The sequence below is a fragment of the Cupriavidus sp. 94F1 genome, assembly GCF_057798875.1.
This window is the reverse complement of record NZ_JBYOJT010000005.1, coordinates 407,180-424,873: the sequence shown is the minus strand read 5'-3', so window position 1 is coordinate 424,873 and position 17,694 is coordinate 407,180. Positions and strand designations below refer to the sequence as shown.

The 17,694-nt window shown below is 68.2% G+C and carries 14 protein-coding genes; 7 read left to right on the top strand and 7 right to left on the bottom strand.

Features of this window, described 5'->3' with window-relative positions; genetic code table 11:
* Nucleotides 1–98 precede the first annotated feature (98 nt).
* From treF to AC3FJ6_RS15490, 5 genes are all read right to left on the bottom strand, one after another.
* A complete protein-coding gene (gene treF / locus AC3FJ6_RS15510; RefSeq protein WP_488772720.1) occupies nt 99–1,910 on the bottom strand; it encodes an alpha,alpha-trehalase TreF in 1,812 nt (603 codons plus the stop codon).
* Nucleotides 1,897–2,673, bottom strand: a complete 777-nt coding sequence (locus tag AC3FJ6_RS15505; RefSeq protein ID WP_488772719.1) for an SDR family NAD(P)-dependent oxidoreductase — start codon at nt 2,671–2,673, stop codon at nt 1,897–1,899. Before AC3FJ6_RS15505 ends, treF begins: the two co-directional genes overlap by 14 nt.
* A 147-nt stretch (nt 2,674–2,820) precedes the next feature.
* Nucleotides 2,821–3,387 carry a shikimate kinase gene (locus AC3FJ6_RS15500; RefSeq protein ID WP_488772835.1) on the bottom strand — a complete coding sequence of 189 codons (567 nt, stop codon included), beginning with the start codon at nt 3,385–3,387 and terminating at the stop codon, nt 2,821–2,823.
* A 176-nt stretch (nt 3,388–3,563) separates the two neighbouring features.
* A complete protein-coding gene (locus tag AC3FJ6_RS15495; protein WP_488772718.1) occupies nt 3,564–4,949 on the bottom strand; it encodes an aromatic acid/H+ symport family MFS transporter in 1,386 nt (461 codons plus the stop codon).
* Between the two features lie 335 nt (nt 4,950–5,284).
* On the bottom strand, nt 5,285–6,238 hold the full coding sequence (locus AC3FJ6_RS15490) for a LysR substrate-binding domain-containing protein (protein WP_488772717.1): 954 nt from the start codon (nt 6,236–6,238) through the stop codon (nt 5,285–5,287).
* 101 nt (nt 6,239–6,339) lie between these two features.
* Between AC3FJ6_RS15490 and pcaH the strand changes: the two genes are divergently transcribed.
* The 4 genes from pcaH to pcaDC all read left to right on the top strand — a co-directional run bounded on the left by pcaH (nt 6,340) and on the right by pcaDC (nt 10,333).
* A complete protein-coding gene (gene pcaH, locus AC3FJ6_RS15485; protein ID WP_488772716.1) occupies nt 6,340–7,053 on the top strand; it encodes a protocatechuate 3,4-dioxygenase subunit beta in 714 nt (237 codons plus the stop codon).
* 4 nt (nt 7,054–7,057) lie between these two features.
* Entirely contained in the window at nt 7,058–7,627 is a 570-nt protein-coding gene (gene pcaG / locus AC3FJ6_RS15480; RefSeq protein ID WP_488772715.1) for a protocatechuate 3,4-dioxygenase subunit alpha, read from the top strand.
* A 120-nt stretch (nt 7,628–7,747) separates the two neighbouring features.
* Nucleotides 7,748–9,142 (top strand): 3-carboxy-cis,cis-muconate cycloisomerase, encoded by a 1,395-nt coding sequence (locus AC3FJ6_RS15475; RefSeq protein WP_488772714.1) that lies wholly within the window; start codon nt 7,748–7,750, stop codon nt 9,140–9,142.
* Between the two features lie 12 nt (nt 9,143–9,154).
* Nucleotides 9,155–10,333, top strand: coding sequence for a bifunctional 3-oxoadipate enol-lactonase/4-carboxymuconolactone decarboxylase PcaDC (gene pcaDC / locus AC3FJ6_RS15470; protein ID WP_488772713.1), 1,179 nt, complete (start codon nt 9,155–9,157; stop codon nt 10,331–10,333).
* Between the two features lie 24 nt (nt 10,334–10,357).
* On the opposite strand, the gene AC3FJ6_RS15465 is transcribed toward pcaDC, so the two are convergent.
* Nucleotides 10,358–11,251: a helix-turn-helix domain-containing protein gene (locus tag AC3FJ6_RS15465; protein WP_488772712.1), complete on the bottom strand. Its 894-nt coding sequence runs from the start codon at nt 11,249–11,251 to the stop codon at nt 10,358–10,360.
* Between the two features lie 129 nt (nt 11,252–11,380).
* On the opposite strand from AC3FJ6_RS15465, the gene pobA reads away from it, so the two are divergent.
* Nucleotides 11,381–12,577 (top strand): 4-hydroxybenzoate 3-monooxygenase, encoded by a 1,197-nt coding sequence (gene pobA, locus AC3FJ6_RS15460; RefSeq protein ID WP_488772711.1) that lies wholly within the window; start codon nt 11,381–11,383, stop codon nt 12,575–12,577.
* Nucleotides 12,578–12,706: 129 nt separating this feature from the next.
* Nucleotides 12,707–15,388: a tannase/feruloyl esterase family alpha/beta hydrolase gene (locus AC3FJ6_RS15455; protein WP_488772710.1), complete on the top strand. Its 2,682-nt coding sequence runs from the start codon at nt 12,707–12,709 to the stop codon at nt 15,386–15,388.
* Between the two features lie 67 nt (nt 15,389–15,455).
* Here AC3FJ6_RS15455 and AC3FJ6_RS15450 read toward each other — a convergent pair whose 3' ends face one another.
* Nucleotides 15,456–16,403, bottom strand: a complete 948-nt coding sequence (locus AC3FJ6_RS15450; protein ID WP_488772709.1) for a LysR family transcriptional regulator — start codon at nt 16,401–16,403, stop codon at nt 15,456–15,458.
* Nucleotides 16,404–16,528: 125 nt separating this feature from the next.
* Between AC3FJ6_RS15450 and AC3FJ6_RS15445 the strand changes: the two genes are divergently transcribed.
* On the top strand, nt 16,529–17,656 hold the full coding sequence (locus tag AC3FJ6_RS15445) for an alpha/beta fold hydrolase (protein ID WP_488772708.1): 1,128 nt from the start codon (nt 16,529–16,531) through the stop codon (nt 17,654–17,656).
* Nucleotides 17,657–17,694 lie beyond the last annotated feature (38 nt).

The following is a 17,694-nucleotide window of genomic DNA, read 5'->3' as shown; positions in this document are numbered from 1 at the left end:
CGTCGCGGAATTCTGAACAAAGGAACGAAATTCCGATTGGGAGCCGTGGCATGCCCCGCCAGCCGTTGTTTCATCGCGACCCGCGCCGCGCCAAACCATCATTCGCCGGTGTCCGGCCGGCCCGCCTTGCTGCGTTGCGCCGGGTGCCACGGATACAGTGCCAGTAGGGCGCTGACCACGCCGTTGGTCCAGCCGAAGCCGTCCTGAAGCGGGTACTCGCCCCCGCCGCCGCCCTCGGCGCCCCCGGTGCGGCGTCGCTGCAGCCGGTATTTCTCCACCAGCTTGTATTCCGAGACATAGAGGCTGGCCACCGTCTGGAGCCAGCGGTGCGCAATGTCGTCGGCCAGCGCGTCGCAGCCATAGCGCCGCAGGCCCATGATGCCGATCCACTGCAGCGGCGCCCAGCCGTTGGGCCGGTCCCATTGCTCGCCGGAATCGATCTCCGTGGTGGCCAGGCCGCCTTCCTCGACCAGCCGGGCGGCCACCACGCCGGCCACCTGCGCGGCTTGTTCCTTGGTGGCCAGGCCCAGGAACAGCGGCATCAGGGTGGCTGCGCTCAGGCACGGACGCGGCGTGCCGCGATGCCAGTCGAAGTCGACGAACGCGCCCGTGCCGGCGTCCCACATGATCGTGGCGATGGCCAGCCGGCGACGGTCCGCGGCTTCGCGATAGCGCGTGGCGCGGTCGATGTGGCCGGCGCGCTCGCACAGTTCGCCCAGGCGGCACTCGGTATGCCAGAGCAGGGCGTTCAGGTCGATGGGCAGGATCGCCGTGGTGCGGATGGTGGCCAGGTCGCAGGTTGGCTGACCGCCGGCCGGCGCGGGGTCGCACCAGCGCGAACTGAAGTCCCAGCCCGATTCCGCCGCGGCGCGCAGGTCGCGGAATACCAGGTGCGCGGGCCGGTCGGCGCGCCGGGCCGTGGCCACGTCTTCCAGGTACGCTTCCTCGCGCGGATGGGCGCGGTCGTCCCAGTAACGGTTGAGCAATGCGCCGCCGGGCAGGCGCACCAGGCGCCGGTGGGCGGTGCCGGGGGCCAGGTGGACGGCGCCGTCCATCCAGAACGCATATTCGCGCTCGAGCTGGGGCAGGTAGCGTACCGCCGCATCGACGCCCTGGTCTTCGAACAGGTCGGTCATCAGCGCGAATACGGGGGGCTGCGAACGGCTCAGGTAATACGACCGCGTGCCGTTGGGCACCAGCCCGTAGGTATCCAGCAGGTAGGCGAAGTTGTCGGCCATGGCGCGCAGCAGATCCTGCCGGCCGCTGGCTGACAGGCCGAGCATGGTGAAGTACGAATCCCAGTAGTACAGCTCTCGGAAGCGCCCGCCAGGTACGACATAGGGCTGGGGCAGCGGCAGCAGCGAGCATCGCGGCGGATGTTCGGCCGGTTCGCGTGTGAGGACGGGCCACAGCCCGTCGATGTGCTCGCGCAGCGAATTGTCCGGATCGGACTGGTAGTGATCGTCCGGAACCGTCTCGCGCGCGAAATAGTGGCGCACGAAGGCTTCGAGCGAAAAGTCGGGCGCATCGCGCTCGGCGCGGTAGCGCGACAGGATGGCCTCGGGTGCTTCGAGCGGAATGCAGTCGGGAAAGGTCTTGCTGTCCGCGAACATGCCGCTGGCCTGTACGGCGACGAACAGCTCGGCATAGCGTTCGGCCGGCGACATGGTGTCGGCGTCCGCGCACCCTGGCAGCGTGCACGGCGCGGGGGTGGGCAAATGGGTGATCGCAGGCGCGTGCCCGTGGCAATGCGGCGGCAACGGTGGCTGGCCCGGTCCCGACGCTGCGGCCGTAACAGCCGGCGCAGAAACCGGGGCCGCGGGATGCGGCGCGGCATCCGCCCTAGCGGGCTCGGTTCGCGCGGGAACGTGCGGCGTGCCGCCGGCCGACTCAACGTTATTGTTCCGCATAGTTCCAGAGGAGTCCGCCATCGATCACGAGCGTGGCGCCGGTGATGTAGTCGGCATCGGCGCTTGCCAGGTAGGCCACCAGTCCGGCGACTTCGTCGGGCTGGCCCAGCCGCCCCAGCGGGATGTTGGCCAGCAACGCCTGCAGTTCGGCGCGGTCGGCCATCAGCTTGCGGTTGATGGGCGTCTGGATGGCACCCGGTGCGATGTTGTTGACCGTGATGCCGGCCGGTGCCAGTTCGATGGCCAGGTTGCGCATCATCATGCGCAGGCCGCCCTTGCTGGCGCAGTAGCTCGTGAAATGGGGAAAAGGCAGGTCTTCGTGCACGGAGCTGATGTTGATGACCTTGCCCCCCAGCTTGCGCGCCAGCCGGTGCTTCACGAACTGCTGCGTGAGAAAGAACGGCCCCTTGAGATTGGTATCGAGCACGCGGTCGTAGTCGGCCTCGGTCACCTCGGCAAACGGTGCCCGCACTTCGACGCCGGCGTTGTTGACCAGGATATCGAGGCTGCCGGACGGCGCGACGGCCGCCACCGCCTGGTCGACGATGGCGAAGGCCTGCGCCACATTGCCGATATCGCCCGCCACCACATGGGCGCGGCGGCCTGCGGCGCGCACGCCATCGGCCGTCTCTGCGGACTCGGCGTCGAGCTTGTGCACCGCAACAACGATATCGGCGCCTTCCTGGGCCAGGCGCAACGCGATGGCGCGGCCGATGCCACCCGCGCCACCCGTGACCAGAGCCGTCTTGCCTTGCAGCCGCATGGGGAACCTCCTGCATTCACGGTGGTGTCACCGTCAGAGCCACGCGCCGGGCGCGAAGTTCAAACGTCGCCCCGACATGCTCCGACGTTGCCATGTCCGATGGCGGGCCGCTGTCGGCGCAGTCCGAATCCGGTGTCGGCCGGAGGCTCAATCGTGCGTGGCGGGGTCAGGGGCGGCGGTCTGGCCGCCAGGTTCGGAAGGTTCGCCAGCTTCGGAAGGATCGGCGGGGTCGATCGACAGGCCCAGCTGGGCCAGCACGCTGGCGGCGGCCTGTGCCACGGTGCCCGCATGGGCCGGCATGATCAGGTGGGCGATTTCGCGGTAGAGCGGATCACGCTCGCAGAACAGGGCTTCGAGCCGGGCGCGCGGGTTGTCCACCTGCAGCAACGGGCGGTTGCGGTTGCGTCGCACGCGGCGCCACAGTTCGGGCAGCGCCGCGTCCAGATAGATCACGTGGCCGCGCGCGCGCAGCATTTCGCGGTTTTCGGGCCGCAGCACGATGCCACCGCCGGTGGCCAGCACAATGCCGCTGCGCTGGGTCAGTTCGTCGAGGATGCGGGTTTCACGGCGGCGGAAACCTTCTTCGCCTTCCAGCTCGAAGATGGTGGTGATGCGCACCCCGCAGCGCGATTCGATCTCGTGGTCGGTATCGAAAAACGGACGGCCAAGCCGACGCGCGACGGTTCGCCCGATCGTCGTCTTGCCGGCCCCCATGAAGCCGATGAAAAAGAGGTTGTCTGACGCGGATCGGGGTTCCAAAAGTGTGCGCCGTAGCGTGCCGTCCCATTCTTCGCAACGGTAGCACGTAATGGCGTTTTCGCCATAGCGCAGCCGATTTACGGGACGAAGCGGGATCGGCGCGCTTCGCCTCGCCGTGCTGCCGCCGCCTCTCAGTGCCCGGCCACGGTCTGGCCGGCCGGTTCGCCGCCGTCCACTGCGGCACCCGCCCCGGAGAACTGCTTGACCACCAGTGCCCCTGCGGCGATGAACGCCGGCACCGTCAGCAGCGTGAAGATCGCGTCGAAACCGAGGTGCATGCGCAGCAGTTCGGCGCCCAGCAGCGCACCGGCAATGCCGCCGAAGCGGCCGATGCCGAGCATCCAGGCCACGCCGGTGGCGCGGCCCTGCGTGGGGTAGAAGCTCGCTGCCAGCGTGGGCATCGACGACTGCGCGCCATTCATGGCCGTGCCGGCCAGGAAGATCAGCAGGCCGAGTACGAACTGGTCGCCGCCCGCGCCATGGCCCACCGTGTAGATCAGGACGCCGGTTAGCGCATAGGTGAACGCAATCACCTTGTTCGGGTTGAAGCGGTCCATGAACCAGCCGGCGGCAATCGTGCCGATGCCACCGCCGAGCGGGAACAGCGCGGTCAGCAGCGAGGCGCGCTGCAGCGTGAATCCGGCGTCCTTCATCAGCGTCGGCATCCAGCTGGTCAGCAGGTAGAAGATCACCAGGCCCATGAAGTACGTGAGCCAGAGCATGGCCGATCCCACGCGATAGCGGGGCGCCAGCACCGTGCCCACGGCCGACCTGGCTGCCGGCGCCGCCTCGTGGATCGTGAACACCTGTGCGGCGCCCAGCGCGGCGCCGGTCACGCGTGCCAGCACCTTGCGGATCTGGTCGGCGGGGTACTGGCGCACCACCATGTAGCGGATCGACTCCGGCAGGGCGGCCACCAGCACCACGGCCAGCACCAGCGGCACGATGCCGCCGAAGACCAGCACGCTGTGCCAGCCGAAATGCGGAATGATGGCTGCCGCGAAGAAGCCGCCACCAGCCGACCCCAGCGGGAAGCCGCAGAACATCGTGTTCACCAGGATCGCGCGGCGGCGGGCCGGTGCGTACTCGGACATCAGCGTCACCGCATTGGGCATCGCGGCGCCAAGCCCGACGCCCGTCAGGAATCGCAGCACGGTCAGCCACGTCACAGACGGCGCGAAGGCCGTGGCCAGGCTGCACGCGCCGAAGAAGAACACCGACAGCACCAGCACGCGCTTGCGGCCCACGCGGTCGGCCATCGGGCCGGCGAAGATCGCGCCAAAGGCCAGCCCGAACAGGGCGGCGCTCATGACGGGCCCAAGCGACGATTTTTCAATGCCCCACTCCTGGACAAGGGCCGGGGCGATATAGCCCATGGCCGCCGTATCGAAGCCGTCAATCGCGACGATGAGGAAACATAGAATCAGGATGAGCCACTGATACGCGGAGAAGCGGTGGCTGTCGATCAATGACTGCACGTCGAGCGTGCCAGTCGCGGGGCGCGGGGGCTGGGACATGGGGTCTCCGTTCTTCGGATCGTTTCAGGCCCGATCAGGCGGTCTGTCGGGCGTTTCTTGTTCGCGATTCGCCTTGTTTGTTCTAAAGGCGAACTCATGTTCTCGATAGGAACGGATCATACGCAGCGTTTTTCCAGGCGAAATATCGGCGTTAACCCGCAAGCGGGGTGGCGGCCGACCGGGGCCGAAGCGCGCTGGCCCGCGCGCCCAAAGGGCTGGCGGCGGGATGGAAGGGGTCCCAAGATTTTTTCGGCGCAGGCGGGACGAACGGCAAAAGTGCCGCGCGGGGATCAGGCCGGCGGCTCGATGACGGCTGAACGGCGGCCGGGATTGGCTCAGCCGGGCTGGGCCGCGATGCGCCGGATGGTTTCCGCAAACGCCTCGGCCACCGGGCCCAGCGTGCGGTCGCTTCGGCGTAGCAGGCCGATCGGTTCCTCGGTGCCTTGCGTATCGACCGGCAGCAGCACCATTTCGCCGGCCGCCACCGCCCGGCGCGTGGCCGACAACGGCGCGGCCCACACGCTGTCGCCCTGCTGCGTGAGCAGGCGGCCCAGGTAGGCGTCGGCGGTTTCCAGGCAGCCTTCGGGCAGCGCAAAGCCGTGGCGGGCCAGCAGGCTTTCGGTGCTGTGGCGCGGGATGGAGCCGACGGCCGGCACCACCATCGGCCACGCCACCACGTCGCGCAGGGTCGGGCGCGGCTGGGCCGCCAGCGGGTGTCCGGCACGCACGGCCAGTACCAGCGGCTCTGCCGCCAGCGATTCGAACCACAGGCCTTCCATGGCCGCCGGGTCGTCCATGCGGCCGATCACGACGTCGAGCACGTCGGCCTTGAGTAGGTCGATCAGCGTGCGGTTCATGCCGCTCTGCACGGCCAGCGCCACCTCGGGATGCGTGGTGCGGAACGCGGTCACGGCATCGAGCAGCAGCGCGGGCACGATGCTGGGCAGGGCGCCCACGCGGATGCGCTCGTGGCGCGTGGCGTCGGTGGCTGCGAGGCTGTCGGCGGCGGCGTCGATGTCCTCGATGATCCGCAGCGCATGGCGCAGGAACCGCATGCCGGCCGCCGTCAGGTTGGTGCCGGCCCGCTGGCGCACCAGCAGCCGGGCGCCGACCAGTTCCTCCAGTTCGGTCAGCGTCTTCGACACCGCCGGCTGCGTCAGGCCGAGCTGCTCGCCGGCCCGCCCCAGATGCTGCGCCTGGGCCACGGCTACGAAGCAGTGCAAGTGCCGCAGCCGGATGCGGCTGCGAAAGGCGTCAACGCCGGGGTGGGGTGCGGGAGGGCGTTCCATTATAAAAATTCATCGTAATTACGCCAAATCTCAATTTACATGACTTCTGACGTTGCATACAGTCCATCCCATCGATTCACACCAACAACGGAGACAGCGCGATGCCCCACCGCTCCGATCGCCCCGCCCAGTACCGCCGGCCGTACTGGGACACCCAGCCCGAATACCGTTTCGACCCCTATGCCTCGACGCAGCTGCGCTCGCCGGCCCAGCCGCTGATCGCGCTGCCGCAGTCGCTGTCCGAAGTCACGGGGCCGACGTTCGGTCCCGAGTTCGTCCGCGAGGGCGACAACGACCTGACCGTCGGCAACGGCGGCGAGCCGATTGGCGAGCGCATGCTGGTCACGGGCCGCGTGCTGGACGAAAACGGGCGCCCGGTTCCCAACGCGCTGATCGAGGTCTGGCAGGCCAACGCCGCGGGCCGCTACACGCACAAGCGCGACCAGCACGACGCGCCGCTGGACCCGCACTTTTCCGGCGAAGGCCGCACCATCACCGACGCCAACGGCCAGTACCAGTTCAAGACGATCAAGCCGGGCGCCTACCCCTGGCGTAACCACCACAACGCCTGGCGGCCGCAGCACATCCATTTTTCGCTGTTCGGCAACGCCTACGCCACGCGTCTGGTCACGCAGATGTATTTTCCGGGCGATCCGCTGCTGGCGTACGACCCGATCTTCCAGTGCGTGCCCGACGAGAAGGCGCGCAATCGCCTGATCGCCACGTTCGACTGGGAAACCACGGCACCCGAGTACGCGCTTGGCTACCGTTTCGATATCGTGCTGCGTGGCCGCGATGCCACGCCGATGGAGTAAGGCCATGCTGTACGCCACCGCATCCCAGACCGTAGGTCCGTACCTGCATATCGGCCTGACCGGCCTGAACTGCGCCGACCTGACCGCCGACGCGCCCGACCTGGCCGCGCAACGCATCGTGATCGAAGGCCGTGTGGTCGATGGTCGCGGCGAACCCGTGCCCGACGGCATGGTCGAGATCTGGCAGGCCAACCCTGCCGGCCGTTACCGTCATCCCGAAGATGCCCGCGAACTGCCGCTGGTGCCGGGCTTCACCGGCTTTGGCCGTGTGCCCACCGAGGCCGATGGCTCGTTCCGCTTCACCACGGTCAAGCCCGGCACCGTGCCCGATGGCGATGGGCGTCCGCAGGCGCCGCACATCATGGTGTCGGTCTTCACGCGGGGACTGGTCAAGCATGTGGCCACGCGCATGTACTTTCCCGAGGACACGGCCGCGCACGGCGCCGATGCGGTGCTGTCGCTGGTGCCCGCCGAGCGGCGCGACACGCTGATCGCCAGGGCCGAGGGCCAGAACCGCTACCGCTGGGACGTCGTGCTGCAGGGTCCGGGCGAAACGGTGTTCTTCGATATCTGATACGTCGCCATCGTTGCCCGCCTGGCATGAACGCGGCGCCGGCTCACACCGGTGCCGCGTTTTGCATCACAATCGGCGCATTCCTTGCCGGCAACTCAAACGGTTCGCCCCCAACCGACCATGCCAACGTTTTCCCGCCTGACCGATCCGATGTTCGGCAGCCCCGCCGTGCTCGATATCTTTTCCGACACCGGCACGGTGCGCCGCATGCTGGATGTGGAAGCCGCGCTGGCGCGCGCCGAGGCGCGCTGCGGCGTCATTCCCGAAGCGGCCGCCCAGATCATCGAACAGGTCTGTGCCGGCGACCCGGCCCAGGTCATCGACTTCGACGCGCTTGCGCAGGCCGCCGCCTCGGCTGGCAACCTGGCGATTCCGTTCGTCAAGCAGCTGACCGCCGCCGTGACGCAGCGCGATGCCGAGGCCGGCCGCTACGTGCACTGGGGCGCCACGAGCCAGGACATCATCGATACGGCATTGGTGCTGCAGCTTGCCGACGCCTTGCACGACATCGATGCCGGCCTGCTGGCGCTTGGCGATGCCTGTGCGGCGCAGGCCGCGGCCCATCGCGCCACGTCGATGGTGGCGCGCACCTGGCTGCAGCACGCGCTGCCCACCACGTTTGGCCTGAAGGCCGCCGGCTGGCTCGATGCCTTGCGCCGCGATCTGGCCCGACTCGACCTGGCGCGCACGCATGGGCGGGCGTTGCAGTTCGGCGGCGCGGCCGGCACGCTGGCCAGCCTGGGCGGCGATGCGCCGGCGGTGGCTGCGCAGCTTGCGCAGGGGCTGCAACTCGATCTCCCCGCGCTGCCGTGGCATGCGCACCGCGACCGCATGGTCGAAGTGGCCACCACGCTTGGCATGCTGACCGGCACGCTCGGAAAGATGGCGCGCGATATCTCGCTGCTGATGCAGACCGAAGTGGCCGAGGTGGCGGAACCATCGGGGCCGGGCCGGGGCGGCTCCAGCACGATGCCGCACAAGCGCAACCCGGTGGGCTGCGCGGCGGTGCTGACCGCGGCCGTGCGAATGCCGCCCCTGGTTGCCACGATGCTGGCCGGCATGACGCAGGAGCACGAGCGCGCGCTGGGCGGCTGGCAGGCCGAGTGGGACACGTTGCCGCAGATCGTCACGCTGGCAGCCGGCGCGCTGCGCCAGATGACCGACGTGGTGGCCGGCCTGCAGGTTGACGCTGCCCGCATGCGCCAGAACCTGGATATCACGCATGGCCTGATCCTTGGCGAAGCGGCCATGCTCGAGCTTGGCCGGCGCATCGGCCGGCTGCCCGCCCATCATCTGGTGGAGCAGGCGTCGCGTCGCACCGTGGCCGACGGTACGACGCTGCGCGACGCGCTGGCGCGCACGCTGGCCGACGATCCATCGCACCGGGGCCTGCTCGACGACGCCACGCTCGACCGGCTCAGCGACCCCGCGCAGTACGCGGGCCAATCCACAAGCTTCGCCGATGCCGCCGTGCAAGCCTGGCGGCACGCGCGGGCGCACCGCAACCACGCCTGACTGGAGACGACCTTGCCTTACCTCGATCACGCCGGTGCCCGGCTGTTCTATACCGTAGACGGCCCCGACACCGCGCCCGTCATCATCTTCTCGAACTCGATGGGTACCGACCACACCATGTGGAAGCCGCAGGCCGATGCGCTGGCCGGCCGCTTCCGCGTGGTGCGCCACGACATGCGCGGACACGGCCGATCATCGACCGATGCGTCCGAGGCAACGGTCGACGTGCTGGGTCGCGACGTCCTGGCGATCCTGGACGCACTGCAGGTGGACCAGGCCGTGTTCTGCGGCCTGTCGATCGGTGGCCTGATTGGCCAATGGCTGGCCGTGAATGCCCCCGGGCGGTTCTCGAAAGTCATCGTCGCGAATACGGCGCCGAAGATCGGCACGGCGGACGCGTGGCGCGCGCGCATCGACGGCGTGTTGCGCGACGGCATGGCGCCGCTGGTCGATGCCTCGCTGGGCCGCTGGTTCACCGAGAACTTCCGCAGCACCGCGGGCGGCGCGCTGGACGACCTGCGCGCGGTGCTGCAGGGTCTGGACCCGCGCGGCTACGCGCTGGGCTGCACGGCGCTGCGCGACGCCGACCTGCGCGAGGCCGTGAAGACGATCGCGGTGCCGGTGCTGGTGATTGCCGGCAGCGACGATCCATCGACCACCGCCGCCGAGGGCAGGGCGCTGGCCGATGCCATCCCCGGCGCACGCTATGTCGAGCTGCCGGCCGCGCATCTTTCCAACCGGGAGCAGCCCGGGCGATTCACGGCGGCGTTGCTGGACTTCATCCATGGCCGCTTGCCCGTGACCGATGACCACGCGCGCTACGAGGCAGGGCTGTCGGTGCGCCGCGCGGTGCTGGGCAGCGCCCACGTGGACCGTTCACTGCAGAAGCTGACGCCGCTGAACGAGGAGTTCCAGAACCTGATCACGCGCTATGCGTGGGGCGAGATCTGGACACGCGAAGGCCTGCCGCGCCATACGCGCAGCCTGGTGACCATCGCGATGATGGTGGCGCTGAACCGTTCGGAGGAGCTGAAGCTGCATCTGCGCGCGGCGGCCAACAACGGGGTGACACGCGACGAGATCAAGGAGGTACTGCTGCAGACCGCGATCTACTGCGGCGTGCCGGCCGCCAATTCGGCCTTCCATATGGCCGAGGAAATCTTCGCGGAGGTTGACAAGGCGCGCGCCTGACGCGCGCGGCAGCGGCATCGGGGCTCAGCCCTCCCGCGTGGCGAATGCGGGAAGGCGCGCACGCCCCGATTCGCGGAACGCGGTGGGCGTCTGGCCCGCCAGCCGCGCAAAGAAGCGCGAGAAGTAGCCCGCATCCGAAAACCCCAGCGTCATGGCGATCTGCTTGATATCGAGATCGCTGAACAGCAGGTCGCGCTGGGCTTCCGCCAGCACGCGGGCGTGAATCAGCTGCAGCGCGCTCTGTCCGGCCAGCTGGCGGCAGATGCGGTTGAGCTGGGTCGGCGTGATGCCGATCGTGTCGGCGTAGTACGCCATCTCCTTCTGCTGGCGATAGTCGGTTTCCAGCAGCTGCTGGAACTGCTGGAAATGGCGCGCGGGCCGGCTGCTGGCACGCGTGGCGGCAGGTGCCGATGCCTCGGCAATGCGCGCGATGCCCACCAGTACCAGCGTGAGCAGCGCCGACAGCGCGGCGCCGCGCCAAGGGGCCACCGAGGCCATCTCCATCCTGAACATCGCCAGCGCACTGGCCAGCGGGTGCTTGCGCGCCACGCGCTCGTGGCGCGGATGCTCGAACAGCGGCAGCGTGCCCGGCACGCCGGCCAGCAGCGTGCGCAGGTAGCTGTCGGTCATCGTCACGATGATGCCGTCCACGTCCGGCGAGAACACGAACCCATGCACATGGTGGGGCGGCACGCAGATCAGCGATCCGCTGGCCAGGCGCTCGCGCCGGCCGTCGAGCAGCGCCTCGCCGCTGCCGCTGTGGATGTACAGAATTTGAAGGAATCGCTCGTGCCGGTGGGGTTTGATCTCCCACGCGTAGAGCTGGCTGCGCGACGCGATCGATTCGAAATGGAGCTGGTCCAGCAACGGCTCGGCGGAATTGACGCCGTAGAGCGAGTAGGTGGGGACGGTTCTCATGGGGGCGCGCTGCATGCTTCCGGGAATGTTCGAATTTTCACGTTCTTGGTTCGATCTGTCCATTCCGGCCAGGCACGCGAGGCTCTATCGTTGAGCCCAATAACCACATTCCAGATCAGGAGACACGCCATGGCCCCCAATGGCTCGCCGCATTCCCGTTCCACCCGCGTCGCCATCGTCGGCGCCGGCCCTGCCGGCCTGCTGCTCGGCCAGTTGCTGACCGTGGCCGGCATCGACAATATCGTTATCGAACAGCGCAGCCCCGAGTACGTGCTGGGCCGCATTCGCGCGGGCATTCTCGAATGCGTGACCGTGGAGGCGCTGCGGCGCGCGGGGGTCGATGGGCGCCTGCGCGAGGAAGGATTGGTGCACCACGGCATCGAAGTGTCGTTCGGTGGCGCGCGGCACCGGATCGACTTTCACGCGCTGATTGGCCGCGACGTGACCGTGTACGGCCAGACAGAGGTCACGCGCGATCTGATGGCGGCGCGCCAGGCGGCCGGCGTGCCAACCGTCTACGAGGCGCAGGACGTTGCACTGCACGATTTCGATGGCGGACGCCCGCGCGTGTCGTATCGCAAGGACGGCGTCGAGCACGAGGTGGTCTGCGACTTCATCGCCGGCTGCGACGGGTTCCACGGTGTCAGCCGGGCCAGCGTGCCCGCCCCATCGAAGCGGATCTTCGAACGGGTGTATCCGTTTGGCTGGCTGGGCATCCTTTCGGACACGCCGCCCGTGGCCGACGAGCTGATCTACGCCAGTCACGAACGCGGATTTGCGCTGTGCAGCATGCGCTCGAAGACGCGCAGCCGGTATTACGTGCAGGTGCCGTCGACCGAAAAGCCGCAGGACTGGTCCGACGCACGTTTCTGGGACGAACTGCGCAGCCGGCTGGACCCGCAGGCGGCGGAATCGCTGGTCACGGGGCCGAGCATCGAAAAGAGCATTGCGCCGCTGCGCAGCTTTGTGTGCGAGCCGATGCGTTACGGACAGTTGTTCCTGGCCGGTGACGCCGCGCATATCGTGCCGCCGACCGGTGCCAAGGGCCTGAACCTGGCCGCCAGCGACGTGCTCTACCTGGCTGACGGCTTTATCGCGCACTACCTGCACGATGATTCGCACGAGCTGGATCGCTATTCCGCGAAGTGCCTGGGCCGGGTGTGGAAGGCCGAGCGGTTCTCGTGGTGGATGACATCGCTGCTGCACCGCTTTCCGGATGCCGACGACTTTGCACACCGCATCCACCAGGCCGAGCTTGAGTATCTGGTCAGCTCCGAGGCTGCATGCCGGTCACTGGCGGAAAACTATGTCGGGTTGCCACGCTGAAGGGGCGTATCCATATGCCGAGAATATGAATAGATAGGTTGGCATATATTTTACGTGGCATCACCCCGGTGATACCGTCTCGCTCCAGCATGCCGGCACAAGTACCGGCTGTACTGGAGGAGACGAACGATGACAACCGGATACATGGGCAGCCACCCTGCGTTGCGGCTGGCCGCTGCATTGTCAGTGGCACTGCTGGTGTCCGCCTGCGGCGGCGGCGAGGATGCCCCCGCCACGGCCAGCCCAGGCAACACGGGCAACACCGGGGCCGGCAGTGATGCGGGACCGGCACCGACCGCGCCGGCGCTCAGTGCGCTGGAGGCCTGCAACGCGCTCAATGGCGCGAGCCTGCCGGCGTCGAGCCTGGCCTTGGCTTCGGGCGGCGCCATCGTCAGCAAGGCCACGCTGATCGCGGCCGATGCCCCCGGCAACACGCTGGGCGAGTACTGCCAGGTGCGCGGCGCGATTGCCCCGGTCGATGCGTCGGCGTCCAGCATTCAGTTCGCCGTCAATCTGCCCACGCAGTGGAATGGCAAAGGCATCCAGTTCGGTGGTGGCGGTTTTGACGGCACGCTGATCGACGGCACCGAGACCGTGCGCTTTGCCTTGCCCGGCGACCCCGCACCGCTGTCGCGTGGCTACGCCACGTGGGGCGACGACTCGGGTCACCAGAGTTCCAGCATCACCGATGGCCGCTTTGCCACCAATGACGAGCAACTGGCCAACTATGGCGGCGACACGCTCAAGAAGACGCACGATGTGGCGATCGCGCTGATCACGCAACGCTATGGCAAGGCGCCGGTGCGCGCGTATTTCCTCGGCACCTCGACGGGCGGCCGCGATGCGCTGCGCTATATCCAGCGATGGCCGGCGGACTACGCCGGCGTGATCGCCAACGAGCCCGCGCTCAACTACACGGGTACGCGGCTGTCGAACGTGGCCGTGGGCCGGGCGCTGTACCTCAATGGCGGTGCAGGCTGGCTCAATATCAACAAGACGCTGATGGTGCAGAAGGCGGCCATGGACGCGTGCGACACGCTCGACGGCGTGGCCGACAAGGTCGTCAGTAACGTGGAGGGCTGCCGCGTCGGCGCCATGCAGGTGCTGGCCAGCCTGCGTTGCGCGGGGGGCGCCGATACCGGCGACACCTGCCTGTCCGATGCGCAGATCGCCACGGTCAAGACCATCGAGCAGCCGCTGCAGCTCGGCTATCCGCTGGCCAATGGCGTGACGGTTGCCGGCGGCTACAACCTCATGGAAGGCGCGCTGGTGGCGGGGCCATTCACCACGCGCGACCTCGGTACGCGTGCGGTGCCCGGCAATCCGGCCACCACGGCAGACGCCAACATGTACGTGACCGGCGACCAGTGGGTGAAATACTTCGTCACCCGCAACGCCACGTTCGACGCGCTGACCTTCGATCCGGCCAGCCCGGGCAGCTGGACGTCGCGCGTGCAGGCCGTGTCGGCGCTGACCGACGCCACGAATCCCGACCTGTCAGCCTTTCTGGCCAGGGGTGGCCGCCTGATCATGCTGCACGGTCTGGCCGACGAAGTCATCAGCCCCAATTCCACCATCGCGTGGTACAAGGCCGTCATTTCGCAGGTGGGGCAGGCGGCGGTGGACCAGGGCATCCGGTTCTATACCGTGCCCGGCATGGGCCACGGTACGGGCAGCTTCCTGCCGGCGTGGAATTCGCTGACCGCACTCGAAAACTGGGTCGAGATGGGCGCGGCGCCGGGCACCCGTGAAGTGATGGACACCAACGTGGGCACCTACGGCCGCACCCGGCCGCTGTGCCAGTATCCGTCGTGGCCCAGGTACAAGGGCACCGGCAACGCGGACGCCGCCGTCAACTACACGTGCGAAGGGGCTTCGGGCATCGTGCAGTCCTGTCTGAACCTGCCGTCGGTGGCCACCACCTGGAAGGGCGGCAACACCAATGGCGAGGAACTGTCGGTCCGCATCGACCCCGCCACGCTCAAGTACACCGTGACGATCGATGCCAGCGCCCAGCGTGCGGCCAGCACCGTGCTGAGCGGACAGCTCGTCTCGCTGGGTGGCTGCACGTACGCCAGCGATGAAAACGGCGCGCAGTTCTCGTTGACCGGCGGCGGTGTGCTGGCGGGCGGCGTCAAGCCGGTATCGGGGGGCGGGTTCCTGCCGCTGGTGGCGTTCCAGAACGTCTCTGCCGACTACAAGGCGGTGGCCGATATCTACAACGTCAACGGCATCCAGACCGCCGTCGCCGACGGATCGGTCACGGTGCGCAACGGCTCGGCGCGGCTGCGGTCGTCGGCGGCCACCTGGCAGACGTGCGCGGCCACGGCCAGCGGCGGCTATATCGTCTATGACGCCGCGTGTACGAACACGACCAAGGGCTACATCGTCTGGAACGCTGCCCGCAACGCGTTCGATTACTTCGTGGGCGGCACCATCGCGGCCGGTGATGGCGTGCTGAGCGGGTCGCTGATCAGCGGCATGGTCAATGGGGCGCCGGTACCGGTGGTCCTGACGCGCTCGGCCACGGCGTACGGCATGAACATTTACGCGCAGCAATCGACGGCCGGCCTGGCGGCCGGCGCCGCCGATGGCGCCTATCGCGTGATGGCCACCACAGGCGAGCAGGTCAATGCCGACCTGAACGGCACGCGCATCGTGCGTAACGGGGCGTCGGGCACGCTGGCCTATAACAGTCCGGTGCCGGGCGTGATCGGTGCAACGGGTGGGGTGGTCGCGTCCTACCTGTACAACAGCGGCCTGCTGATCGGCACGGCCGCCGGGCGCTTCGAGGTTGGGCTGCTGCACTGACGCCCGCCGCGTTGCCAGGGGATCGCCCCCGTGCTCGCGGGAGCGTTGCGGCGATCCCGGCTGGCAGCTATTCGTCTTCCTGCGCTGTCTTGCGGTGGCGTGTGGCGATGCGGTGGGTCAGCGCCACCAGTGCCGTCAGCGCGGCGTCATCCTGGCCCTCGCGGTAGCCGAGCGTCAGCGGTGCGCGCAGCCGGTCGGCCTCGACCATCCGGCAGTAGGCCACGCCGTGACGGTTCAGGCCGGCCATCGATGCCGGTACCACACTCACGCCGGCGCCGGCCGCGACGAGATTCAGGTTGGTCAGCATCCGTTCGACTTCGGCGCCGATGCGTGGCGTGAAGCCAAGCGCCTCGCATTCGCGCAGCAGGTCGCCGTACATGCCCGGCGCGCCCGGTCGCCGTACCAGGATGAACGGGTCGGATGCCAGCTCGCTCAGCGACACAGGCGCCCCAGCGTTCTGGCCGCGCAAGGCACGGCGCCGCAGCAGGGCGTGATCGAGCGGCAAGGCAATCACCATTTCCTCTTCCAGCAGCAGGTCGAAGCGCACGCCCTCGGGATGCGATACCGGTGCGCGCAGCAGGGCGGCGTTCAGCGTGCCGTCGGCCAGCCGTTCGATCGCTTCCGCGGCGTTGCATTCGGTCAGGGACAGCGCCACGCGCGGAAAGTGCCGGCGGCAGGCGCGCAGTACCTCGGGCGTGAGCTTGTGGGCGGCGGCGGAACTGGTGAAGCCGATGGCCAGCGCCCCTTCGTCGCCCCGCGCCATGCGCTGCATGCGTGCGCGCATCTGCTCGACCCGGGCGAACAGGTCCACCGCATCGGCATGCAGCGCCGTGCCGGCAGGCGTGAGCGCCACGCCGCGCGGCAGCCGTTCGAACAGGGTCACGCCAAGTTCGGCTTCCAGTGCCTTGAGTTGCTGCGAAAGCGGAGGTTGCTGAATGCCAAGCTGTTCGGCGGCGCGCGTGACGGACCGGGTTTCCGCCACGGCCAGGAAGTAACGCAGGTGTCTCAGTTCCATGGATCTATATCCAGAACATATGGAATTCTTGTGAGGCATATATTTTACGTGCGGCCGGCGTGGCCGTAGTATTGGCGTTTCGCCCGATGCGCGCGGGCGGCCAGAACATCAAAGGAGACAGCTTCATGCGCCGCATTACGCAATATTTGGCCGTCACCGCCTTGGTCGCGGCGGTCTCGGTGCTGGCCGGTTGTGCCGGCCAGACCGGCACAACGGCTGCCATGGCTGCCACACCCGGCGCGCCCGGCGCACCGGCAGTCAAGCCCCAGTGGCAGCGCGTGCACCTGGGCAATGGGGCCGGCTATGACTTCCCGGTCTATGCCAATCACGCGCTGAACGGCGACCTGCGCGGTATCCGCGAAGTGGTGTTCGTCCAGCATGGCTTGCAGCGCAATGGCGACGACTACTACGACGCGGGCGCGGCCTTGTTGAAGGCCAGCGGCCGGAACCCCGACGAGGTGCTGCTGGTGGCGCCCAATTTCCCGGGCACGCCCGACGCCGCCAAGCATTTCGACAACATGCCGGTGTGGACGGTGCAGGGCTGGATCGGCGGCGAAGACGCGGTGTCCGGCCCCGGCGCCGGCGTCAGTTCTCTGCAGGTGATCGACGATCTGCTGGCCTACGTCACCGACAGGCAGCGCCTGCCGATGGTGCGCAAGGTCACCGTGGCCGGCCATTCGGGCGGGGCGCAGATCGTGCATCGGTACGCCGTGCTGAACAACGTGGACGAGACGGTGCGGGCGTCCGGCATCGACCTGCGCTACGTGGTGGCCAATCCGTCGTCCTATCTGTACTTCACGCCGGACCGTCCGGTGGCGCCGGATTACCGCCGCTTCGCGCCATACAGCACCAGTACCTGTGCCGATTACGACAAATACCGCTATGGCATGCGCGACATGGTGGCTTACGCGCGCGGCGCCGATGGCATGACGCTCTATCGGCGCTACATGCAGCGCCAGGTCACCTACATGGTGGGCAGCGAAGACAACGATCCGAACCATCGGGTTCTGGACAAGGCTTGCGGCGCCGAAGCCGAAGGTCCCACGCGCCTGCAGCGGGCACGCGCTTACTGGCGCTATGAGCAGGTGCTGGCCACGCCGGGGCAGCCCAGCGCGCACCGGTCGTTCGAGGTGGTGGGCGTGGGGCATGACCAGGCCCGCATGTTCGGTTCGCAGTGCGGCGCGCAGGCGGTCTTCGGCATGGACCCCGCCGCCAACCGCAACGGGGCGGCCTGTCGCGCCCCGCAGCAATGAGATGACGGGCGCCTGGACACGTTGATATCCGTCCGGCG

What these genes read in the sequence shown, in the direction of transcription:
- AC3FJ6_RS15490 (WP_488772717.1), bottom strand. Translation starts at nt 6,238, where the DNA reads ATGGAACGCCCTCCCGCACCCCACCCCGGCGTTGACGCCTTTCGCAGC.
- treF (WP_488772720.1), bottom strand. Translation starts at nt 1,910, where the DNA reads ATGCGGAACAATAACGTTGAGTCGGCCGGCGGCACGCCGCACGTTCCC.
- AC3FJ6_RS15445 (WP_488772708.1), top strand. Translation starts at nt 16,529, where the DNA reads ATGCGCCGCATTACGCAATATTTGGCCGTCACCGCCTTGGTCGCGGCG.
- AC3FJ6_RS15500 (WP_488772835.1), bottom strand. Translation starts at nt 3,387, where the DNA reads ATGGGGGCCGGCAAGACGACGATCGGGCGAACCGTCGCGCGTCGGCTT.
- AC3FJ6_RS15455 (WP_488772710.1), top strand. Translation starts at nt 12,707, where the DNA reads ATGACAACCGGATACATGGGCAGCCACCCTGCGTTGCGGCTGGCCGCT.
- AC3FJ6_RS15505 (WP_488772719.1), bottom strand. Translation starts at nt 2,673, where the DNA reads ATGCGGCTGCAAGGCAAGACGGCTCTGGTCACGGGTGGCGCGGGTGGC.
- AC3FJ6_RS15475 (WP_488772714.1), top strand. Translation starts at nt 7,748, where the DNA reads ATGCCAACGTTTTCCCGCCTGACCGATCCGATGTTCGGCAGCCCCGCC.
- AC3FJ6_RS15465 (WP_488772712.1), bottom strand. Translation starts at nt 11,251, where the DNA reads ATGAGAACCGTCCCCACCTACTCGCTCTACGGCGTCAATTCCGCCGAG.
- pobA (WP_488772711.1), top strand. Translation starts at nt 11,381, where the DNA reads ATGGCCCCCAATGGCTCGCCGCATTCCCGTTCCACCCGCGTCGCCATC.
- pcaH (WP_488772716.1), top strand. Translation starts at nt 6,340, where the DNA reads ATGCCCCACCGCTCCGATCGCCCCGCCCAGTACCGCCGGCCGTACTGG.
- pcaG (WP_488772715.1), top strand. Translation starts at nt 7,058, where the DNA reads ATGCTGTACGCCACCGCATCCCAGACCGTAGGTCCGTACCTGCATATC.
- AC3FJ6_RS15495 (WP_488772718.1), bottom strand. Translation starts at nt 4,949, where the DNA reads ATGTCCCAGCCCCCGCGCCCCGCGACTGGCACGCTCGACGTGCAGTCA.
- AC3FJ6_RS15450 (WP_488772709.1), bottom strand. Translation starts at nt 16,403, where the DNA reads ATGGAACTGAGACACCTGCGTTACTTCCTGGCCGTGGCGGAAACCCGG.